At 41.7% G+C, this 22,542-nt stretch carries 17 protein-coding genes and 1 pseudogene; 15 read left to right on the forward strand and 3 right to left on the reverse strand.

All coding sequences use genetic code 11. The features are described 5' to 3' along the window. The 9 genes and pseudogenes from C1X04_RS04910 to C1X04_RS04950 all read left to right on the forward strand — a co-directional run bounded on the left by C1X04_RS04910 (nt 1) and on the right by C1X04_RS04950 (nt 9,227). The gene (locus tag C1X04_RS04910; protein WP_137169303.1) at nt 1-1,131 is read left to right on the forward strand and encodes a cobalt-precorrin-5B (C(1))-methyltransferase; all 1,131 of its coding nucleotides are present in this window, start codon (nt 1-3) and stop codon (nt 1,129-1,131) included. Continuing rightward, nucleotides 1,128-1,916, forward strand: coding sequence for a precorrin-6A/cobalt-precorrin-6A reductase (locus tag C1X04_RS04915; protein WP_137169304.1), 789 nt, complete (start codon nt 1,128-1,130; stop codon nt 1,914-1,916). The genes C1X04_RS04910 and C1X04_RS04915 overlap by 4 nt, the downstream gene beginning before the upstream one ends. Further along, nucleotides 1,913-2,578: a precorrin-8X methylmutase gene (locus tag C1X04_RS04920; protein ID WP_137169305.1), complete on the forward strand. Its 666-nt coding sequence runs from the start codon at nt 1,913-1,915 to the stop codon at nt 2,576-2,578. Before C1X04_RS04915 ends, C1X04_RS04920 begins: the two co-directional genes overlap by 4 nt. Before the next feature lie 603 nt (nt 2,579-3,181). Continuing rightward, nucleotides 3,182-4,525, forward strand: a complete 1,344-nt coding sequence (cbiE, locus tag C1X04_RS04925; RefSeq protein ID WP_254682332.1) for a precorrin-6y C5,15-methyltransferase (decarboxylating) subunit CbiE — start codon at nt 3,182-3,184, stop codon at nt 4,523-4,525. Continuing rightward, nucleotides 4,522-5,262, forward strand: a complete 741-nt coding sequence (cobI, locus tag C1X04_RS04930) for a precorrin-2 C(20)-methyltransferase (RefSeq protein ID WP_110575644.1) — start codon at nt 4,522-4,524, stop codon at nt 5,260-5,262. The genes cbiE and cobI overlap by 4 nt, the downstream gene beginning before the upstream one ends. Continuing rightward, nucleotides 5,259-6,035, forward strand: coding sequence for a cobalt-precorrin 5A hydrolase (locus tag C1X04_RS04935; RefSeq protein WP_137169306.1), 777 nt, complete (start codon nt 5,259-5,261; stop codon nt 6,033-6,035). Before cobI ends, C1X04_RS04935 begins: the two co-directional genes overlap by 4 nt. Nucleotides 6,036-6,264: 229 nt before the next feature. Next, nucleotides 6,265-8,322, forward strand: a complete 2,058-nt coding sequence (locus tag C1X04_RS04940) for a tetratricopeptide repeat protein (RefSeq protein WP_175404895.1) — start codon at nt 6,265-6,267, stop codon at nt 8,320-8,322. A 138-nt stretch (nt 8,323-8,460) separates the two neighbouring features. Beyond that, nucleotides 8,461-8,772: pseudogene (locus C1X04_RS04945) on the forward strand (HNH/ENDO VII family nuclease); the annotation flags it as partial. Beyond that, complete coding sequence (locus C1X04_RS04950) at nt 8,772-9,227, forward strand: hypothetical protein (protein ID WP_137169309.1); 456 nt, start codon at nt 8,772-8,774, stop codon at nt 9,225-9,227. The pseudogene C1X04_RS04945 and the gene C1X04_RS04950, both read left to right, overlap by 1 nt. A gap of 420 nt (nt 9,228-9,647) precedes the next feature. On the opposite strand, the gene C1X04_RS04955 is transcribed toward C1X04_RS04950, so the two are convergent. Beyond that, a complete protein-coding gene (locus C1X04_RS04955; RefSeq protein WP_175404896.1) occupies nt 9,648-10,712 on the reverse strand; it encodes a LacI family DNA-binding transcriptional regulator in 1,065 nt (354 codons plus the stop codon). A 214-nt stretch (nt 10,713-10,926) separates the two neighbouring features. Here C1X04_RS04955 and C1X04_RS04960 point away from each other — a divergent pair, with 214 nt between their 5' ends. The 4 genes from C1X04_RS04960 (at nt 10,927) to C1X04_RS04975 (ending at nt 16,919) form a co-directional block, all read left to right on the forward strand. Next, nucleotides 10,927-12,102, forward strand: coding sequence for a glycoside hydrolase family 88 protein (locus C1X04_RS04960; RefSeq protein ID WP_137169311.1), 1,176 nt, complete (start codon nt 10,927-10,929; stop codon nt 12,100-12,102). A gap of 109 nt (nt 12,103-12,211) precedes the next feature. Next, nucleotides 12,212-13,198, forward strand: a complete 987-nt coding sequence (gene dctP / locus C1X04_RS04965) for a TRAP transporter substrate-binding protein DctP (RefSeq protein ID WP_137169312.1) — start codon at nt 12,212-12,214, stop codon at nt 13,196-13,198. 52 nt (nt 13,199-13,250) lie between these two features. Next, complete coding sequence (locus C1X04_RS04970) at nt 13,251-15,161, forward strand: TRAP transporter large permease subunit (RefSeq protein WP_137169313.1); 1,911 nt, start codon at nt 13,251-13,253, stop codon at nt 15,159-15,161. Nucleotides 15,162-15,170: 9 nt separating this feature from the next. Then, nucleotides 15,171-16,919: a DUF2264 domain-containing protein gene (locus C1X04_RS04975; RefSeq protein WP_217494992.1), complete on the forward strand. Its 1,749-nt coding sequence runs from the start codon at nt 15,171-15,173 to the stop codon at nt 16,917-16,919. A gap of 107 nt (nt 16,920-17,026) precedes the next feature. Here the strand turns inward: C1X04_RS04975 and C1X04_RS04980 are convergent, their stop codons facing one another. Further along, nucleotides 17,027-18,715, reverse strand: a complete 1,689-nt coding sequence (locus C1X04_RS04980; protein ID WP_175404897.1) for a carboxylesterase family protein — start codon at nt 18,713-18,715, stop codon at nt 17,027-17,029. Nucleotides 18,716-19,057: 342 nt separating this feature from the next. Between C1X04_RS04980 and C1X04_RS04985 the strand changes: the two genes are divergently transcribed. Continuing rightward, entirely contained in the window at nt 19,058-20,731 is a 1,674-nt protein-coding gene (locus C1X04_RS04985; protein ID WP_137169315.1) for a sensor domain-containing diguanylate cyclase, read from the forward strand. A gap of 38 nt (nt 20,732-20,769) precedes the next feature. On the opposite strand, the gene zntR is transcribed toward C1X04_RS04985, so the two are convergent. Next, a complete protein-coding gene (gene zntR / locus C1X04_RS04990) occupies nt 20,770-21,204 on the reverse strand; it encodes a Zn(2+)-responsive transcriptional regulator (protein ID WP_137169316.1) in 435 nt (144 codons plus the stop codon). 189 nt (nt 21,205-21,393) lie between these two features. Between zntR and C1X04_RS04995 the strand changes: the two genes are divergently transcribed. Next, entirely contained in the window at nt 21,394-22,488 is a 1,095-nt protein-coding gene (locus tag C1X04_RS04995) for an amidohydrolase family protein (RefSeq protein ID WP_137169317.1), read from the forward strand. Nucleotides 22,489-22,542: the final 54 nt, after the last annotated feature.

Raw genomic sequence — 22,542 nt, forward strand, 5'->3', positions numbered from 1 at the left:
ATGTGGCCTGAAAGTGCTGAATCGCCCGCGCCATTGCGCACTGGTTTAACGACCGGTACGTGCGCGACAGCTTGCTGTGTGGCGGCCGCTCAGGCTCTTTTTGCCAATAAACAAGATTCAAGCGTCAGTGTTACTTTGCCCAAAGGCAAAGTAGTCGACCTACCCATTACCGAATACCAAGAAATAGACAATGGCATCAAAACCGCAACGATAAAAGACGCGGGAGACGACCCAGACGCCACGCATGGCGCGACGTTATTTGTTGAACTGAGATTGTCACCAGAGCAAGGCGTGCGTTTTCATGCAGCACAAGGTGTGGGCACTGTCACGCGAACCGGTTTGTTACTTGATGTGGGCGAACCTGCGATTAATCCTGTGCCGCGCAAAATGATGACAGAGCATTTGGAAGGTTTTGCACAAACCTATCAATACCAGGGAGGATTTGATGTCTCTGTTGGTGTTGTTAATGGCGAACAAATTGCGCAAAAAACCATGAATCCACGCTTGGGAATTTTAGGTGGATTATCGATTCTCGGTACGACGGGCATTGTTCGACCTTTTTCTTGTGCGGCTTATATTGCGTCTATTCATCAAGGCATCGATGTGGCGCGAGCCAATAATTTGACCCACATTGCCGCAACGACTGGCAACGCCAGCGAAGACGCAATAAAAAGCCATTATCAGCTCGACGACATGGCCTTGATCGAAATGGGTGACTTTGTTGGCGCTGTGTTAAAGCACATTAAAAAAGTGGAATCCACCGCACCTGTTCAGCTGACTAAGTTAAGTATTTGCGGAGGCTTTGGTAAGATCAGTAAGCTGGCCCAGCATCATATGGATTTAAACAGTCGAGCATCGAGTATTGATCTTGGTGCCTTGGTACAACTGGCGGCCAGTTTGGGGGCCGGTGCTGAGTTACAAGAGCGCATGAAAAACGCCAATACCAGCGTGGAAGCCTTGTCGTTCGCCATGTCAGAAGGTTTGCCACTAGCTGATGCTATTTGCCAGCAAGCCTTAGACTTTTCCAGAAAATACATTCCTGTTCACATAGAATTGGAAGTCTGGGCGATTGATCGCAAAGGCCAATTTGTTGGACGGGCTTTGGATAGGAATAAGCGAGACAGGGCATGAAGGTTTTATTGTTAGGCGGCACCGCTGATGCTCGTCGTTTAGCCGACTCTTTGCATAAAGAGAATGTCAGTGTCATCTACAGTTTGGCTGGGTTGGTTCGCGTTCCTAAAGTAGATTGTCAGTTGGTGGTCGGTGGCTTTACCCAATTTGGTGGTTTGGCTCAGTATTTAAAGGACAATCACATTAATGCGATCTTGGACGTTACCCATCCGTATGCGCAAACCATGAGCAGCAAAGCGGTGACGGCGGCCAAAGAGGTTGGCATTCCTTGTTGGCGTTTTCATCGTCCTGCTTGGCAAAAAAAAGAAGGCGATCTGTGGCAAGAGTACCAAGACGAAGCCGATTTACTGGCGCGGCTTGATGGCTTTCGAGTGCCATTATTAAGTGCAGGGCAAATGAGTGAGGCTTTGCTTGAACGTATTTTACATTTGCCAAGCGTTGAACGCATTGTGTGGCGAACGGCGGTTGAGCCTAAGTTTGCTCTACCAGACAGGGTTCGCTGGATTAAGGCCATTGGCCCTTTTGCCTTAGAAGACGAGCGCCAATTATTAATCGATCAAGGTATCGATGTCATCGTCAGTAAAAACAGTGGTGGTGGGGCGACGTATTCAAAGCTGGAAGCCGCTAGAGAATTATTTATTCCCGTTTTACTGCATGCTCGTCCAATCTTACCCGACGCCGAGCGAGAATTTAGTGACACAGAAGAATGTTTGCAAGCCTGTTTAGCGGCTTGGGGCAACGCTTCTATCCATATTAAGCATCAACCAAAAGACAGCCAACAGTGACTTCTTCAGACGACTCTCAATACGAAAGAAAATACGAAAATAATCCTCAAGCCATTGAGAGCGATAGCTTTCGACAAATCCGCGAGTTAACCGATGTGTCTGGCTTGAGCCAAGACCAGCAACAAGTGGTTATGCGCGTGGTGCACAGCCTTGGTTTGCCCGATGTGGCTGAGCAAGTACGCTTCAGTGCCAACGCAACTCAAGCAGGGCGCGAGGCGTTGGCCAATAATGGGGCGATTTTGTGCGACGTGGAAATGGTTAAGCAAGGCGTGACCAAACGCATGATAACGCGAGAACCCTTGTGTTTTTTGAACGATCCTCGCACGGCGGAATTGGCAAAAAGCAAAGGTGAGACTCGCTCGATGGCGGCATTGAGTTTATGGCAAGACGACCTTGCTGGCAGCGTGGTGTTAATCGGCAACGCGCCTACGGCGTTGTTTCGCCTGTTGGAAATGATAGAGCAAGGCGCGCCAAAACCTGCTTTGATTATCGGTATGCCTGTGGGTTTTGTTGGCGCGGCGGAATCGAAAGACGCGCTTTGGGAAGCCCACGAGAAACTGGGCATTGAATGCATCACCTTGTTAGGGCGAATGGGCGGCAGCGCCGTGACATCGGCCAGTTGTAATGCCTTGTTGCGCTGTAATATTGGCGAGTATTATTAATGCTTTGGATGCTAAATTTGTTTTTGTTCCTTCCCCTTATCTTCAAGGGGAAGGTTAGGATGGGGTTGTTAGGTTTTTGACCCCCTCCCAGCCTCCCCTTTAGCAGGGGGAGGAGTTAAACACTTTTTTGTTCCTTCCCCTTATCTTCAAGGGGAAGGTTAGGATGGGGTTGTTAGGTTTTTGACCCCCTCCCAGCCTCCCCCTTAGCAGGGGGAGGAGTTAAACACTTTTTTGTTCCTTCCCCTTATCTTCAAGGGGAAGGTTAGGATGGGGTTGTTAATTTTTCTGACCCCCTCCCAGCCTCCCCTTAGCAGGGGGAGGAGTTAAACACTTTTTTGTTCCTTCCCCTTATCTTCAAGGGGAAGGTTAGGATGGGGTTGTTAATTTTTCTGACCCCCTCCCAGCCTCCCCTTAGCAGGGGGAGGAGTTAAACACTTTTTTGTTCCTTCCCCTTATCTTCAAGGGGAAGGTTAGGATGGGGTTGTTAGGTTTTTGACCCCCTCCCAGCTTCCCCCTTAGCTGGGGGAGGTGCGGGCTGCGATGTTCTAATGAACCACAGATACCTCGCCCCTTAGTGCGGGGGCATTGAATGGAAGTAGGTTTATGAAACACACACAAATGCCAATCCATGTTATCGGTTTGGGCGTTAATCAAGTGGCGCATCTGGATGAGGCGGCGCAAGCGGTTTTGGCGAGTTTGTCTCCGAACGATATTGTGTTGGGTGCGCCGCGTCAGCATGACACTATTGGACAATATGTTCATCAAGGTCAGCGTGAGGATTTACCCAAGCTAAAAGAGCTAAAAGAATCTTTCGTACAATGGCAATCTCAGGGCGCAAAGCAGGTGGTGGTGTTGGCCTCTGGCGATCCATTGTATTACGGCATTGGCGCTTGGTTGATGCGTAATTTTTCTCTTGAAAACCTACATTTCTATCCGAATGTTTCCAGTATTCAAGTAGCGTGTCATCGCCTTGGTTTGTCTCTGCAAGACGTGCAGGTGGTGAGTTTGCATGGTCGTCCACTGGCGTCTTTGCGTCGTCATTTGCAATCGAATAAAACCTTGGTGTTACTGACGGACCAACATAGCCAACCGAAACATATTGCCGAAGAATGTGTTAAAGCTGGGTTGGATCAAAGTGAGATCACTGTTTGCGAAGCCTTGGGGTATCCGCAAGAAAAAGTCCGTACGTTTGCCACTGGGGTTTTTATAGGAGACGAACTGGAATTTGATCCGCTCAATGTCATTGTGCTGAAAACCAGTCAACAAACCTCCCTTTATCCAAGTTCTGTGGGTATTCCTGACGCCTCATTTGTGACCGACAAAGGTGACGGCAAAGGTATGATTACTAAGCGAGAAGTGCGTTTGGCGATTTTTTCATACATGAACATCGAGCAGGGCGACACGGTTTGGGACATTGGCGCGGGTTGCGGTGGTGTGAGCGTTGAAATGGCCTATTGGCATCCGCGTAGTCAGATTATAGCTATTGAACATCATCCAGATCGTTTGGCGTGTTTAACAGCCAATCGAGATCGTTTTGGTGTGATGCAGAATTTATCGATTGTCGCAGGGCGAGCGCCGGAAGTGCTGATGGATTTACTTGCTCGTAATGATGAAGAGCACGGCAAGCCAAACAAAGTTTTCATTGGTGGTAGTGATGGCGAGTTAAGCGTCTTGATGGCACAGGTTTGGGATCTCTTACCGGCTGGTGGTTGTTTGATGGTGAGCGCAGTTACTGAAGAGACAAAATATCAGGTTATGCAATTCGCTCAACAGCGTGACGAAGCGCAAGACGCAGTCGAACAAGGCTTGCAAGTATCGATCGCTAAAGGCGAAAGATTAGCAGGGCAGCGATTATTTCGCCCAAGCTTACCGGTGGCGCTTGCTCATTTTACAAAGCATGTTACACAAAAAACGACTAAGACAAATTATAAGGAAAACGCACAATGAGTGCCTTGGAAACATCTCAAAAAACAGGCCGATTCATTGGTGTGGGTGTAGGTCCCGGTGATCCAGAATTGATCACCTTAAAAGCCTTGCGTTTGATTCAAGGTGCCAGCGTGGTGAGTTACCTTGCCAATAACGAAGGGGGTTCTCAGGCGAAAACCATCGCCAGTGAAGCCTTTGCAGGTGTGACTCATGCGCAGAATGAAATCGCTATTGTTATGCCTATGTCGACGGATCGATCATTGGCAAATGAAGCCTACGACAATGGCGCAAAAGCCATTGCTAATGAATTATCGCAAGGCAAAGACGTGGTTTTCTTGTGTGAAGGGGACCCGTTGTTTTTTGGCTCTTTCGCGTATTTATTAGAGCGTCTAGAAGGGGATTTTCAATGCCAAGTAGTGCCTGGCGTATCGTCAATCAATGCTGCATCGTCCGCCTTGAATCATCCGTTAACCGTGTTGAAAGAATCCTTCGCTGTGGTGAGTGGTCGTCATACCGCCCAGCAAATTGATACCGCGTTAGAGCAGCACGACAGTGTGGTTATTATGAAAGCTGGGCGTGCGCGTCCGCGAATATTAATGGCGCTGCGCAAAACTAACCGCATGCAAGACGCGAAATATCTGGAATACATTGGCCGCGAAAACGAACGTATTGTGCGCGATGTATCCACCTTGGAAGACAAAGCGGGGCCGTATTTTTCCTTGTTCGTGGTCACGAAAAGTGAGCGAGGCACGCGGTGATACGCTTTGTTGCATTAACGCCAGCAGGTGAACGGTTGGCAAGAAAACTATTGTCTAACGTGGCGCTGAATAACTGGCCTGATGCGGTTGTCGACTACAAACCAAAACCTTTTGCTGAGTTCGTGCAAACGGCGTTTAAAAATGGCGATTGGCTGGTGTTCATCTGCGCCACGGGCATCGTGATGCGAACCCTCGCGCCAGTGATTCAAGACAAGTATCAAGACCCGCCAGTCTTAGTATTGGATGAAGAAGGCAAGTTTGTTATTCCATTGTTATCGGGGCATGAAGGCGGCGCCAACGAGTGGGGCGCGCAAGTGGCAAAATCCCTTGGCGCACAGTTGGTTATGACCACAGCGAAACCTTATCTTAACCCAGTTTATACTGTGGGAATGGGCTGTGAACGTAACTGTCCTTTGGAATTTCTCGAAAGCCTCATGCTCGACGCTCTAGCGCAAAAAGGCTTAACGCCCAGCGATATTCACTCTCTAAACAGCATTGACATCAAAGCCGACGAGACACAGCTCATCGCTCTCGCTGACAAATACCATTGGGACTTCAACACCTACAGTGCCCAAGAGCTGACACCTATGGAGTCGCTTCTTAGTACTAAATCCGACTACATCTTCAACACCGTCGGTGTCTATGGAGTCGCCGAATCCGCCGCGCTGTTAGCCGTTCAAATGGAAACAGGCACAGAACCAGAGCTTATCTTGAATAAAATCAAAAACGCCAAAGCGACCTGCGCTTTGGCGAGAGGGTTTAAGTCGAGCTAATTTTTATAAAGAGTCTCATTCAATAATACCCTTGCCTTTAATAGTATTAATTTGAATGGCTTTAAGTGGTGGCGGGGGCGCTAACTTTTCTATTTTTATGTTTCTACCAAGAATTTTTATGCATCATGTGATGCGTTTTAAGGTATTTTATATAGAATATTTTGTGATTTTCTATAACAAATAAATGCTGTTTTTTAATGGAATATTAAATTTTTATACAGGGCGTAAAATGACACTTCTCCATCCTCTCCGCAATCTGTGTTTTTTCACTTCTTTATTGAAGAAGCCAAGTAACTATTTATTAGCTTTGCTATTTGTTTTTCTCCAAGGGTGTGCTCAGCATGGGGGGAAAGAGGCAAATGCTATATCCGATACTGATCGCCTTGCTAGGTTGTCTGCAAAATCGGGTTGTGCATTTAGCTATGATAGTAGTGAATATGAAAAGGCAAGGTCACTGTGCCAAGTTTCAGCCGATCTGAACGATATAGACTCGCAATTCACTCTTGCCTTGATGTTTTATCAAGCTAAGGGAGGAGATAAAAATGTTGATAAAGCCTTCCATTACATGACATTAGCTGCAAAAAGTGGTCTTGCAAAAGCCCAGAATTACTTGGGCTGGTGGTATGAAGACGGTACAGAGGTGACGCAGAATTACGCCACGGCATCCGTTTGGTATTTAAAAGCGGCAAATCAAGACTATGATTACGCGCAAAATAATTTGGCGTATTTGTTTGAGGAAGGCTTAGGTGTCCAGCAAGATTATGAAAAAGCCGCTTATTGGTATTTAAAAGCCGCTTTAAATGGTAATAGCTATGCTCAGGTGAACTTGGGAGATTTGTACTATAGCGGGTTGGGGGTTGCTCAAGATTTTACAGAAGCAGAAAAGTGGTATTTGAAAGCCGCGGAAGATGACAATGGCGAAGCTGAATATAATTTGGGCTACATGTATGAGATGGGTGAAGGTGTGGCACAAGATTATGAAGTGGCAGCAAATTGGTATCGTAAAGCGGCAGAGCAAGATTATACCAATGCTCAAAATGCTCTGGCGTATTTGTATTACAGTGGGCAAGGAGTAGAAAAGAGCTATCAAGAATCGGTGAATTGGTACTTACGTTCAGCCGAGCTTGGTAATAACTCTGCCCAATATAACCTTGGTTACTTTTATGAAGAAGGCATTGGTATTCCACAAAACTTCCCAGAGGCCGCTAATTGGTATCGCAAAGCGGCCGATCAAGGACATATAAAAGCACAGACGAACTTAGGTTATTTTTTTGATGCTGGGTTAGGTGTAAAACAAAGTTATCTTGAGGCGGCTAATTGGTATCGTAAAGCAGCGGATCAAGGTTACCCAAGAGCACAGACGAATTTAGGTTATCTTTTTGATGAAGGCTTAGGAGTCGAGCAAAACTATCTTGAAGCGGCCAACTGGTATCGCAAGGCAGCGGATCAAGGTTACCCAAGAGCACAGACGAATTTAGGTTATCTTTTTGATGAAGGCTTAGGAGTAGAGCAAAGCTATCTTGAAGCGGCTAACTGGTATCGCAAGGCTGCCGATCAGGGTTACTCAAGAGCACAGACGAATTTAGGTTATCTTTATGATGAAGGCTTAGGAGTAGAGCAAAACTATCTTGAAGCGGCTAACTGGTATCGCAAAGCTGCCGATCAGGGCTATTCAATAGCACAGAATAATTTGGGAGCCTTGTATCAAACAGGTTATGGCGTAAAACAAGATTCTCAGCGTGCAATTGAGCTATATAAAATGGCGGCAGAGCAAGGTCTTTCTGATGGACAGTATAATCTTGCTTACCTGTTGAATACGGGGATTGGAGTCGATAAAAACCCAGTTGAAGCAGAAAAGTGGTTTAGAAAATCTGCGCAACAAGGGGATATGGATGCACAGGTAGAGCTTGGTTTATTGTTTTATCGTGGAAGTGGTGTAGATAAAAATTATCAAGAAGCTTGGAAGTGGTTTCATCAAGCCGCCAAACAAGGTTCAGCAGCTGCTCAAAATAATATCGGCGCTATGTATCAAAATGGTTACGGTGTAACACAGGACTATTCACTTGCAGCGGAATGGTATCAAAAAGCGGTCAATCAAGATTTTGCTGGCGCTCAAAATAATTTAGCTATTTTGTATGAAGCTGGTTCTGGTGTGCCTAAAAGCGTAACAAAGGCATTGGTTCTGTATCGAAAAGCCGCTCTTCAGGGAAGCCTATCCGCCAAAGAGAATTTGAAGCGATTGTCGAATGGTAATAAAAAAGTACGAGGACGATTGCTTCTGAGGTAGTGCTGTACCAAGTACAGGCCACTGGGGACGTTTAACTGTAAGAAAAGCTTGGCGTAAAAGCAGTGGTATAGTGATTTAATTTTACTCTGACCCTAATTATCCGTTACTGGGCAAACTCGAACAACTACCAACCGCGAATTAATGCAAAATGGTAAAGCACCTTATGTTGTGAGAAACGGAGAAACGGTTAGAGTAGAGCTTCATCATAGCCGGCAAAATGCTGAAGGCCCCTTATTTGAATTAAGTTCTCCAACTCATAATGTTAAAACTGGTCAGGGAGCTGAGGCATTACACCCTTATAAGACTAAGCTCGGTAGAGAGTTGAATGGTGAAGGTTCTGGGCCTACCAATAGTGCTCATCCTAATAAGCCAGTAGACAGAAGTAATTTTGATAAGGATAGAGAGCAATATTATAAGGATAGAATTAAAGAAATTGATGGAGATACCTGATGCTTCCAGATAGTGTCACTAAATATTTATCACAGAATCTAAATTGGTGCTTTGAAGATAGTTACTCTCAGCATCAAGGAAAATTTATTATTACTGATGAGCACAAGAATTACTTTTGTGATTCGCTGAAGCTAAAAGTACCAAATTCCGCTTTTATAGATTTTTATTCTGTAGTTGCTTTTACTCCGCTAGGCTTTGGCTCGGAGTTGTTTAACTTAGAATCAATATTAGAAGGAAATGTAGTTGGTAGTCGCTATTTGCGTTTTACTTCCATTGAAGGTGAGAGCAGCTATTTTTATGATGTAGAAACAGATGCTGTTTATGATGTGAAGTGGGGGGAAGAAGAATTGATGGAATCAGGACAAAAACAGCCGTGGTTTACATCTTTTTATGACTTTATTGAATGGTATTACTCTGATTTAGTAACTCAAGCGGATGATGATTCACAAATTTAACAGGACACCCATGTTAATAAGCCAGTCATATCAAGGGTTTTAACGTGGGTGTCTCGTAAAACACAATGTTGCGAATGGCTATATCATTAATATTATTAACAGGACATGCATCTCAAGAACCTAGTATTTACAAGGCCTCTAGCTTTTTCTTGACCCTTGTGTGTCCTGTTTAGTTGTTCCAGAGTTTCTATCCCAGGTTATGCCGAGCAAATCATTCAGTGAGGTAACAACCGCCAGTCTATTTTTGCCAGTGATGAAGACATTAAAGCTTATGCTTATTGGCTTGGTGAATAAGCAGTTCATGAGTTTAATAGGTCGTCTATACAAAGAGGTTAGTAAGTAAAAAAACCAAAGCAACATTGACATGCGCTTTGGCTGGATTTTAAACAAATAATCAATGCTTTTCGCCATTACTAGGTATTATTGTTTCTGTTTAGGGGGGACGATGCTTTCATTATGCAACACTTCAACTCCAACGCAGGATCTTATTACACCGCTGTAATCTCCGTTACTCAGTTGGACTATTTTTCTAACGGCTAGTCTGCACATTGCATCGTAATCAAATTTAATAGAGGTTAATTTCGGGCTTACCATCGAGGCAATTTTCAAACCATCAAAACCAATGATCGAAATGTCTTCAGGAACACGGATACCATTCTTAGTTAAAGCATCCATTAAGGTAACAGCCATCATGTCACATATACAAAAAACAGCTGTTGTATCAGCGAAATAGCCCTCAGAAATCATTCTATCAATAACGGTATGAAGTCCGAAATCTGATCCTGCTTTGCCCGATCTTATTGATTCTTCTAGCTTAAGTTCAGGAACGAACTTATTAGAGAATTGGACGATATCGATAATATTATCCTGACTAAAATCAATGTTAGACATTTCCATGCATCGACTGAAGCCATTAGATCGTTGGTAAATAGAATGCCTTATATTGGCTGTTATGATTTTGATTTTTGTATGGCCATGCTTAATAAGTTCTTTGGTGGCTAAGAATGCACCATTTTCATAATCAGGCGATATGCTATTTATCCGCATTTCGTCATCTTGTCCATTAATGATGAGTACAGGAATGGAGCAAGCTCGAAGCTTTTCTAAAATCGCTGGCGTGCCGACACCAACGATGATGATAGCTTCAGATTTCTTAATGATTCCGTCTAAAGATGCCGAACAGTCTTCGTTTAGGTAGTTAATGACAAACAGTTCCGTTTCTAAGCCAATCATCGACATTTCTTTCTCTAAAGAGATGATGATTTCGTTATAAAAGCTATTTGGGGATTTGACTGCATCTAGACAAATAATAGTAATTTTTTTGAGCTTCACTTGTATCTTGATGTATGAGTCTTTGACATACCCTGTCGATTCAATGAATCCCATTACTAGTTGTTTTGTATGTGATTTTACGCTTTCAGGGTTGTTCAACACTCTGGATACAGTCGCTTTTGAGACTCCTGCCAGCCTTGCTATTTCACTCATGTTTATCTTGTTATTACTCATCTTTAGCATCAATTTTTAAGGTTGTAGGAAAAATGAACACAAATCTTGAAACGTTACATTTTTTGTGAAATGATTCATTTCTATTGGCTCAAGACGTTCGCTATGTAGGTTCTTTTGTTCATAGTCTACAAAAAAGTACATAGGGTCAAATAGTTAATGGCGCTAAGAATTTATCTCACCTAAGGGTATAAAAATGTTTAAGGAATTATTGAAAGTTAAGGCTGATATTCTTTCGAGTATTGAGCGGAACTCAGTCATGATCGGCAATCGCAATCCAATGGTTGGAGCGGGACCTGAAGCTCATTATTGGCTTTACCCAGAAGATCATTTTTGGACAGACTCATTTTGGGCTGGCGAACTTTGGCTGAGCTATATGCTGACAGGCGAAGATAAATATAAAAATATGGCAAGAATGCGTTATTCACATTGCCAAAAAGTTTTAGATACGCCTCTCTGGATGGATCATGATTTGGGCTTTCGATTCACTCTTACTGCTGTAGCTGATTATAAATTGACAGGAAATCAGGTTGCTCGAGAGCTTGGACTTCGTGCTGCAGATGCTTTGCTTCATCGTTTTAACTGGAATGGTAATTACCTAGTTGCTTGGACCGCTGGTTCTAATGGCAAAGAGCATGCAGAAAAGATCCAAGGCAAAATCATTATTGATTGCATGCAAAACTTATCTCTTTTGTTCTGGGCATACTCTGAAACAGCGAATCACAGCTATCGTGATGCTGCAATTCTGCAAGCAGAAACATCAATGAAATATCTCATACGTGATGATTATTCTACCTACCATACCTATGATTTTGATACCAAAACGAATGAGCCAATAGGTGGTAATACGTTCCAAGGTTATGCCGACGAGTCTTGCTGGAGCAGAGGGCAGGCGTGGGCTGTACATGGATTCGCTCAGTTAGCCATGATTACTGGTGATGCAAAATACGCAAATATTTCAGCGAAATTAGCTGACTGGGTAATGGATCATATTACAAGTGATTTAGTGCCATTGTGGGATTACAGATTACCTTCACATGAACCTCAATATAAAGATACCTCTGCGGGTTCTATTACTGCTTCTGGAATGTTGCTTTTAAGCGAATATTTCACGAGAAATAATCAAGAAACACAAGCTGCGAAATATAAAGACTTCGGTGTGAGAATGCTGTTAGCACTTCGTGAACAGTACGACTTAACTGCACAAGAAGATGCACAGGGATTGCTTTCAAATGCAGCTACTTTTGTCCGTTTGGCACATGAAGAAAATAAAGATTACTTAGCTAATGGCATGCTTCCTTACGGTGATTATTACTATTACGAGGGTGTATTACGTGCTATTGGATTTACGCATAGAGATTTTTTCTGGTAAATCGACCTTTAAATAAAGAGTACCTAATTTGAAAGTTATAAAAACTTTCAATAGATACATAAAGTATATTTTCAAGTAATTCGTATTAAAAAAACAAAAGAGGAATTTTATGAAAAAGTTAACCGCTACTTTACTATTCAGCGCAGCTGTACTTACAGCATCGATTTCTGCTCATGCAAAAACGTATCGATTAGCAACGAATACTGTTGAAAATGCTATTACTGGCTATTTGATTCAAGATTTTGTTGAGGGTGTGGCAGAGAAAACAGACAATAGAGTCAAAATTAGAGTGTCTTGGAATGGGGTGCTTGGTACACAAAGCCAATACTTACAAGCTATGCAAATTGGCGTTATTGATATGGGTATGATAAATAGCGCAACACTTGAAACTCTTGCTCCAGAAATAGGGGTTATTAACCTACCTTATATTTTTCGCAGCAAAGAAGAGTATGGTTTGGTTTTAAATAATCCAGATATTCAAGAAATGATTAATAGCTATGTTGCAGACAGTGGATTGCTTCAAATTGGCTATTTAAGTAACGGTTTTCGTAGTATATATGCTGCGAAACCAATGAAAAGCATTGACGATGTAAAAGGGCTTAAGCTAAGAACGCTATCAAGTGACTCTTATATTAAAATGATTAATTTATTCGGTGCTGTACCTACACCACTTCCATTTGGTGAGGTATACCCATCACTTCAACAAAAAATTATAGATGGTGCAGAAGGTGGTCTTTCCGCTTTATGGGACCTTAAATTTGGTGAAGTTGCCAAATATGGTTTGAAAACTGAGCAAACTAGGCTGACTGACTTTATATTGGCTAGTAAGAAGTTTATGGATAAATTGTCTCCTGAAGATAGAGAGATTGTCTTGAGCGAGATGAAGCGAGTTTCTAGTAAGTCAATTGAGACGATCGATGAAAATATTGAAGAAAGAACGAAAATAGCAGTAGAAAAAATGGGCGTTGAAATCCATGAAGTGGATAAAACACCATTTATTGAAGCTGTTAAGCCTATGTACGTTGACGCGATGAATGATGATAAAAAGAAAGCGTTTATTGAAAAAATATTTGAATTAGAAAATCGTGAAATGTAGTTGAAAATAGGGGGTAGTTTTCTATCCTCTTGATTTTTTAATTGAGGCATTTATGAATTATAATCAAAATAAAAATGGAATAAGCCAAATTCTATTGAAAGTAGAATATTTCCTAGAAGTACTGTTGAAAGTTTTTCTTATGGCGCTTTTATCTGGAATGGTTTTTTTAATTGTTTATCAAGTGTTTTGTCGATATTTTTTGAACTCTCCTAGCAGCGTGTCCGAGGAGTTACTCAGATATTCAAATATTTGGCTTGGTATTCTTGGTGCTTCATTGTGCTTTCTAAAAGAAAAGCATTTGAACCTTCCAATATTTATAGACCATATTGGTGAAGGAAAAGCTATTTTTTTAGAGTCATTTATTACTGTCGTGAATGTGTTTGTAGGAGGTGTAATCCTATATGGTGGTGTTTTAGGTCTTAATAATGCGGCAAACACTCCTATTTTAAAGATCAATTTCGGTATTCTTCAGTCTGTAATGATAGTTAGTGGATCTATTATTACGGCATCACAATTTATAAAGATCATCAGGAAAGGATTGCTTAATAAAAAAGCTTTTCTTTATTTATTTTTCTGTTCTGTTTTTCTGTTGATTTTCGCATATTTATTTGGCCTTTTTAAAGACAGTGATTCATTTGAATATTTGGTTTTTGAAAATCTGGAAAGTTCGTCTTTTATAATATTGTTTTTTAGTTTTTTCTTCATGTTGTTCATAGGCGTTCCTATCGCGGTAGGATTGGCTATATCCGGCATTTTAACACTTAGTCTGCAAATGGACTTTAGCGATTTGTTGTCAATGTCTGGGCAAACTATTTTTAGATCTCTGGATAATTTCGGTTTTCTAGCTCTGCCTTTCTTTATTCTCGCTGGTAATATTATGAATCAAGGAGGAATTGCAAGGAAGTTAATTGATTTTGCAATGTTACTTGGTAGAAAAATACCTGGAAGTTTGTGGCAAACAAATATTGTAGCCAACATGCTATTTGGTTCTCTTTCTGGCTCTGCTATCGCTTCGGCTACGGCCATTGGGGGGATTATTTCCCCTATGGCAAAAGAGAAAAATTACAATATGCCTTTTACAACAGCTGTCAATGCTAGTTCCTCTATATGTGGCATGCTGATTCCACCAACAGGTGTATTTATTGTCTATTCCTTGATTACAGGTGGCGAGGCATCAATTGCATCATTGTTTTTAGCAGGTTATGTTCCTGGGATAATACTAGGTTTATCCGTAATGATCGTCGCTTATCGATATGCTAAGAAAAATGGCTATGAAGTATCAGCAGAGCGTATCAACCTTAGTGAATCATTGGCCATTTGCTGGGGGGCTATTCCTAGCCTTACACTCATTATAATTGTCATCGGTGGAATTATCGGCGGTGTTTTTACTGCGATCGAGGCATCTGGTATTGCTGTTCTTTACAGTCTTATTCTGTCTCTTTTTTATAGAAGTCTTAGTTGGAAAAAAATATTTTCTATACTACATGACTCTGTTTTAAGCTCGTCCGTTATCTTGTTTCTAATTGCCTGTTCTAGCTTGATGAGCTGGAGTATGACATTTGCTTATATTCCAGATGTTGTTGCTGACTTCCTATCAGGTATTAGTGAAAATAAATATATCATTTTGCTTTTTATTAATATCACCTTGTTGCTTGTTGGCGTCTTTATGGATATGTCGCCAGCATTACTGATTTTCACCCCTATATTGTACCCAATCGTTACGAGTTTAGGTGTAGATCCAATCCACTTTGGTGTGATTATGGTTTATAACTTATCTATTGGTGTTGTGACACCGCCTGTTGGAACTGTTTTATTTGTCTCATGTAGTATTAGTGGGGAAAAGATAACAAAAGTTATTAAGCCTTTGTTGCCGATTTTCTTTTTCCAATTTATTGGGTTGCTTATCGTTACTTATTTCCCAGAGATTTCTTTGTTTTTGCCAAAGTTTTTTGGATTAATGTAGGACATAAATATGATGAATTCTTATAATCCTTTTGATAATAATGCGCTTTCGACTAAGTCGGATTACCAAAAATTGGTTAACGATATGTTTAAACCTCTTATTCCTTACTTTGAGGTGCAAGGGGCTTCTATAGACTTTAATGAGGGAGCTGCTTCATTTGATCAAAAAGCAAGTTCTTTAGAAGGTGTTGCTAGACCATTATGGGGAATCATTCCTTTAGTTCTTGGTGGAGGAGAGTTTCATTATTGGGAACTCTATAGGAACGCTTTAGTGAATGGCACGAATCCCTCACATAGTGATTATTGGGGGAAAACGGCTTATTTTGATCAGCGTACTGTTGAGATGGCTGCCATCGGGTTATTACTGGCTACTTTGCCTGAACATGCTTTTTACCCACTCACAGATACAGAGAAAAGCAATCTTGTACATTGGTTAGCTGATATTCAAAACCATGAATACCCTCAAAATAATTGGCTATTCTTTACCATTATGGTTCAAGAGGGCTTAAAGAAAGTGGGCTATGGGCATTTAGTGGATGATGACCTAGCCAATGACTACTTAAATAGATTAGATAGTTATTACTTATCTGAAGGCTGGTATTGCGATGGTACGACGAGAACCATTGATCATTATGCTGGCTTTGCTATGCATTATTATGGCCTGTTGTATGCGAAAGTTATTAAAGGCGATAAAAAAGACTGGGCTGACAAGTTTGTAGAAAGATCTAAATTGTTCGCTAGATCTTTTAAGTTTTGGTTTGCTGAAGATGGCGCTGCTTTACAGCAGGGTCGATCATTGATTTACCGTTTCGCAGCTAGCTCATTTTGGGGAGCGCTTGCTCTACTTGATGATAATGAAATGCCTTTGGGAGAGATCAAGGGAATATGGGCAAGACAAATTCGTTGGTGGAAGGATAAAAACATATTCACTAATGATGGTCGGTTGACCAGAGGTTATACCTATCAAAACCTTAGTATTTGTGAAGTTTATAACTCTCCTACATCTCCTTACTGGGCGATGAAGGCTTTTATTCCTTTGTTATTGAGTGATGACAGCGAGTTTTGGTTGGCAGAAGAGCTACCTAGCAAAATTAGTGATGGAATCTATCCAAATATTGCTAATGAAACGCTAGTACAAAGATATAAAGGTGAAAGTGTTATACATTTTTCGGCCCCTATACATCCTTTCTTTCAAAAAGATAAATACAATAAATTCCTTTATTCAACAAATAGAGGGTTTGATGTCAACTCATTGCTTTACTCTGAACAAGGTAGTTTTGGGGATAATATTTTAGCCATCAGTTTTGATGATGGGAGTAACTGGCAATACCGTCAAAAAATCATTGAAACAAAAATTGAAGGAAATGTATTGACGCAGGTATGGACATCAGGGCGACAAGAGGTCACTACAATCATAGAGCCTTTTGAAGATGGCACATTTCGTAGAACTCATATTATTGACCTTAAGCAAGATGCATCTTTGGTTGAAACAGGCTTTTCTTATCCCATTTACAATGAAAAAATGGAGTTATTTGAAGATAAAGAAAAAAGTCGAGCGCTTATTTTGCAAAGGAAAACGAGAGAAGGTGACGTTCTTGAGGATATTACCTGTCTAGTTCGATTAGATGATTGCCTTCAAGAAAAAGGTGTTTCATTAAGAACGAATTCAAATACAACAGACCCATTAACCGCTATACCCTATACAAAGATAAAGCTTAACAAAGGGTATCATAAAATTAGCGCTCTTTTTTATCTTTAAGGCTTAAAGCTTCCTACTAGAGTAGTTTGAGCTTGCCTTGGCTAACATAGTAAATACAAAATACAGCAAAGTTTGGCCGAATCACGTGAGTGATTCGGCCAATGTGTTTATTGCTTAGGCCATAGGGAAGGGTTCTGAAACGTATTATCTAGAGCAGTACTAAACCAGCGTCCATTTAATACCTGATTGATCATTTGCATTTTTGCCTGTTCTGGAAGGTGGTTATCATTCTTCATTGCCTCAAGTAGCGCATTTTCATCGTATGACTTTGATGACATTTGGATGAGAGCTTTGTGTTTGTTGGCGTTCAGGATAAGTAACGATTGACCTTGTTGTTCATGTTCAGGTGACCAGGTTAACCAGTTGACTTGTTCTGGGTCATTTGGATTACCTGTACGGATAAAACGTTTTAAATAAGCTTGAAAATGTTTGGCTAGATCTCGGGTTCCAGTTTTCTGAAATGTCTCACCTAAAAGTCCTTGTTGCCAATTTTGATCTAGAAGTGGCATAAACACACCATGAAATGATCCGATTAAGTCCATTTGTGGGTTTTGTGTTACAAAAGGGTTGGTTCCAAAGGCAATTTCAGCGCCAAAAATAGGCGATTGGTAATGTTCAAACATTTGTTCTGCTGACTTTTGAACATTAAATAGGCTGTAAAGTTTGCTTCCGTAATCTGAGGTAAATTTGTATTGGGTCAGTAAGTCTGGGTCTTTGCTTAATGCTCCTGAACGCCATGCTTTCAAAAAGTACGGATCACTCAATGCAAAGAAAGAGAACTCAGTCTGTCCTGAGAGCATAATAACTGGCACGCTGTTGTAGTTTGACGTGGCAAAACCGTTCTTAGGAATCACTGCGCCGTCTTGATAAAGGTGCGGGAAATGGCTCATGCGAATGCCTGCATTTTTCATCAAGGGTGCAAGACGTTCTGCGGATTGCTTTTGCAGATAGCTAAGAACGTCGTCACCACCTTTTGCTAGCCATTTCTTGGCAGCCATCAGATTCGGTTGCACCTTGTCCTCCACAATAAGAGGAGCAAATGCTTGACGAAACACCTCTTGGCTTGGGGCGACTGGGGCTGTTGTCATTCCACCACTAAAGACAATCGCTTGCTTGAATTTATCTTTAAACAGAGGTGAGATTAACATTGCCATGACATCTCGTCCGCCCGCAGAAAAACCGGATACGGTAACCTGATCAGCGCGCCCTCCGAAATATTTGATGTTTTTTTGTATCCATTGCAGTGCGGCGTGTTGATCTAACAGTCCAAAATTACCTGAAGCTTGGATTGGATCTTCGGTTTTGATGGCTTTGAGAGGGTTAAATCCTAATACTCCTAGACGATAATTTACTTGTACTATGATGGCGTCTAGTGATTTGGCCAGCGCTCTAGGGTCGAATTCATTAGCTTCGCCTGTTTGATTATTTCCCCCATGGATGTAAACCAAAACGGGTAAGTTGTCTTTACCGTTATCTGGTTTATAAATATCTAGGTTTAGGCAATCTTCTTGGCCTTTAAATTGGTTTTGATGCCACTGAGAGCAGATAGCGCCTTTTTGTGTGGCTTGCAAAGTGCTTTGTATAGGCTCTACAGGTTGAGGCGATTGCCAGCGCAATGAGCCAATCGGTGCTTTTGCGTAAGGGACACCTAAAAAAGAATCAACGCCTTGGTTGTTATTCCCTTCTATCTTCGCTGTATCTGATAAAACCACCACTGGGTTGGAATAAGCCGTTACGGTAAAAAGAATGGCTATTGCGTTTATAAGCCAGCGTTGTATTAAATGTATGGTTCGCATACTCATCTCTCCATTTATTTTTAGATGTTTGATGATATCCATTGCGTGTTTACTGACTTCCTCAGTATGGGATTTTTCTTCTAGAATAAATGTTATAAGAGTTCAGTTAAAGATTCTTTTATGAGAATCCAAATTATCATCCACAGCCTATTTTTGCCTACGATGAGAGCATTTAAGTTTATGCCTATTGTGCTGGATTAATTGCAATGAAAGGTCTAGTAACGGTATTTGGTACCAACGATTTAATTTTTTGGGCTCAAATTGGAATATAAAGAGCAAGTCAAGGCATGCTATGATGCAAAATACGCAGTTAACTTTTAATTTTAATCAGGTTTACAGATCATGTTGAGAGGCTTTGATACTTTTCGGAAGCGAATTACTTTATTGTCAGGTGGTTTGCTTCTTTCTTTGAGCTTGGTACTCATTGCTTCTTTTTACCAGCTGACTTCAACTCGTCTTTCGCAGGCAAGTGGCGAGTCGTTAGTCAGTCTTAGTCAATCTGTTTCAAATATGCTAACCGCAAATTTGCTTGAGCGCGAACGCGAAATTTTTTTACTCAGTCAGCGATCTTCCTTATTTAAAAGCCAAAATTTAAATGAGCTACAAGAGGCGATAGATCAAATTAAAAGCTCTTATAAAAATTACGCTTGGATTGGTTTTGCCGACGCGAACGGAGTCGTGCTCGCGTCCGGTGATGGCATGCTTGCAGGGGCAGATGTTAGCCAACGACCTTGGTTTATTCATGGTAGTAAAGGTCCTTTTGTTAGTGATGTACATAAGGCGTTACTGCTTGAAAACTTACTGCCTAAGCCGAAAGACGGTACACCAATTCGTTTTGTTGATTTTTCGGCCCCTGTCATAGGGGAAAACGGAGAGTTAAAAGGGGTAGTTGTAACACATGCTGATTGGGTGTGGGTAAAAGAGGTTCTGGAGTCTTCCCTGACTGAAGCGTCTAAAAGAAGAGCAATCGATATTTTTATTATCGATAAAGATCATAATATTTTATATCCCGACAATTCTCTGAATGATATCAAAGTGCCTGAGGGGCTGCCTGGTAATAGCCAATTCAAATCAGTGACTTGGCAAGATGGTCAAAAATATCTGACCAGTTTAGTGTCAGTGACACCTCTCAAATCTACAAATCTAGGTTGGCAAATTGTCGTACGTCAGCCTTTGTCTATTGCGATGGCAACCGTTAATGAGGTGCATAAACTATTGCTGTTGTTTGGTGGGCTTGCCACCTTGTTTTGTATGTTTTTGGCATACCGATTTGCGAGCACTTTAAGTCGTCCACTAGAAAGGCTAGCGCTTACTGCTCAAAGTATTGAGCAAGGCAACCGTAACGCGACTTTCCAAGATGACAGTAAGTTGAGCGAGGTTGCCAGTCTGAGCTGTTCATTGGAAAAAATGATGTCTTCTTTGTTGGTGCGAGAGCAGTCATTAATGCAAATGAATGTCACACTCGAGACAAAAGTACGCACTCGAACGGCCGAGTTAGAAGCCAGTAATCGGTCTCTAGAGGTGATAATTCGGAAAGATCCATTAACCCACAGTTATAATCGTTTAGCGTTAGATGAAGCCCTGCTTGGTGAATATAACGCGGCGAAGCAAACACAGCAGACGTTCGCTGTGATCATGGCCGATGTCGATTATTTTAAAAAGGTAAACGATGTATATGGTCATACGGTTGGCGATACTGTGTTAAAAAATATGGCTGTCCTGTTTGCTAGTATCGTTGGAAATAAGGGGATGGTTGCTCGATTTGGTGGTGAAGAGTTTACGGTTTTATTGCCAAAATTCAGTGTCGAGGAGGCTAGAGTTATTGCTGAGTCTCTTCGGGCTGCGCTTGAAAAAGAAGATATGAGCGATGGCCTATTTGTTACAGCAAGCTTTGGTGTGGCTATTTACAAAGAAGATGATTCACTCTACGAACAGGTGCTTAACCGTGCTGATGCCGCGCTCTATGATGCTAAAGAGCAAGGGAGAAATAGGGTTGTTGTGAATAAGGCTTGCTAATTAATTGTTTTGATTAGGTCGCGTTTGGTTACTTTGCCTTATTCACCATGATGTTCATGGCGAACATCGTTTGTGTCTGATTCTAGCGCTTCGAGTATGGTGCAATGCTCGGCGCTTTCTTCTCCACCACAGCAGGCATCGGATAAGCGTTTGAGTGAGGTTTGAAAGCGAGTGAGTTCCGCAAGTTTCCTTTCAACATCTGAGAGTTTTGTGTCGACAAGCACTTTTACATCAGCGCAGGCGTTGTCAGCTTTGTTTATTTCAATAGAAAGTAGCTCACGAATTTCGGCAAGAGTGAAGCCAACACCTTTCGCACGTAATATAAACTCTAAGGTTTCTTTGTCTTTTTCTGTATACAGCCGGTAGCCGGACTCTGATCGGCTTGAAGGGCTTAATAATCCATTTTTTTCATAGAAGCGTAATGTGTCATTATTGATGTCACAGGCTTTCGCTAACTCTCCGATTCGGTACATATTTTCTCTCCTACATATTATTGAGAGTATAAACCTTAGAGATAAGTCCTAGGTCAAATAGTTGAGGCTTTTTATTGCCATTTTGTGGTGGTGGCTTTTGTTATAGGGCTGATGTTTATGGTATTTTGCTTGATGTTTATTGCTGCCTTTTACTTTATACCTCAGTTGGCTTTATAGGGAATCTTGTTTATGCGTCGTTATTTGCCTTGGGCTATTCTAGCTCCTTTATTGATTGGTGGCTGTGCCTCGTCAGATAACACGCCAGCCTATCGTTCGTTAGATTCCTTCAAAGGGGATTCTGCTTGTTATGATCGTGAGGTGGAGCCTTACACTCCAGTTGTCGATACGCATTTACATTACCGACCATTTGATGGACGGGCGATTCCTTTTAACGAGGTAAATGACTATTTGTCTCGTACTACGGTTCGATTTGCCAATGTTTATGGGATTGGGCAAATGTTGCCAGCGAATTCTTCTTGTTCTAATTATTTGAAATGTCCAGGCACGCCTGTGGCACCGACCACGCGAAACGATTTTGTTAATGCGGCAAACATGGTGGAGTACAAGCCCGATGACCTTCATCTTACTCTGTCGATGACGTTCACGGATTTATCGAACCCAGAGCCAACTGTTGCGTTAATGGAGTTGTATGAAAAGGAATATCCTGGTTTATTTCACTGGATGGGGGAGGTCAATTTAGTTAAGCAAGCTCAGTTTAATAATCGTCATAAAGCTGCCACACCAAAAGACATCACTAAGTGGGCGGGTTTTATGGCCGAGTTAAGAGCCAGAGATTACCCGATAACGATTCACTCCGATATCGGTAACAACGCAACGCCAACCTTATATTTGCCCTTAATGGAGAGGGCGTTGGCGCTGTATCCCGACAATAAAATTGTCTGGGCTCACATGGGGATTTCTTATGAACAAACCTCTTTGGATGCGGCAACGCACATTGCCATTTTATCGCGCTTGTTGGATCAATACCCGAATCTGATGATAGATATTTCGTGGCGTGTACTAGAGGATTACTATTTTAGTAAGTTTGGGAATCGGAGCAAATACGTTGCTTTTATGAATCGTTACTCTGATCGTATTTTGCCTGGATCTGATTTTGTCGCCTTCCGGAATAATAGTTTTAAGGTGTATCAGTCTGAACTAGAAGCGACTAGCCGAATTCTGCAATATATTGATGATGATGCCTTTCGAAACATCGCCTTGGGGGAAAATTATTTTCAGTTATTGAATCTAGATTTTCAGGCTCCAATGGTTTGTCAGAGTTAGTGTGTAGGTTTTTGTTGTTGGGTTTTCATTGTTTATTCATTCTCTTTCGTTGTT

Origin of the sequence: Marinomonas sp. FW-1, from assembly GCF_005222245.1 — a bacterium.
Lineage (GTDB): Bacteria > Pseudomonadota > Gammaproteobacteria > Pseudomonadales > Marinomonadaceae > Marinomonas > Marinomonas alcarazii.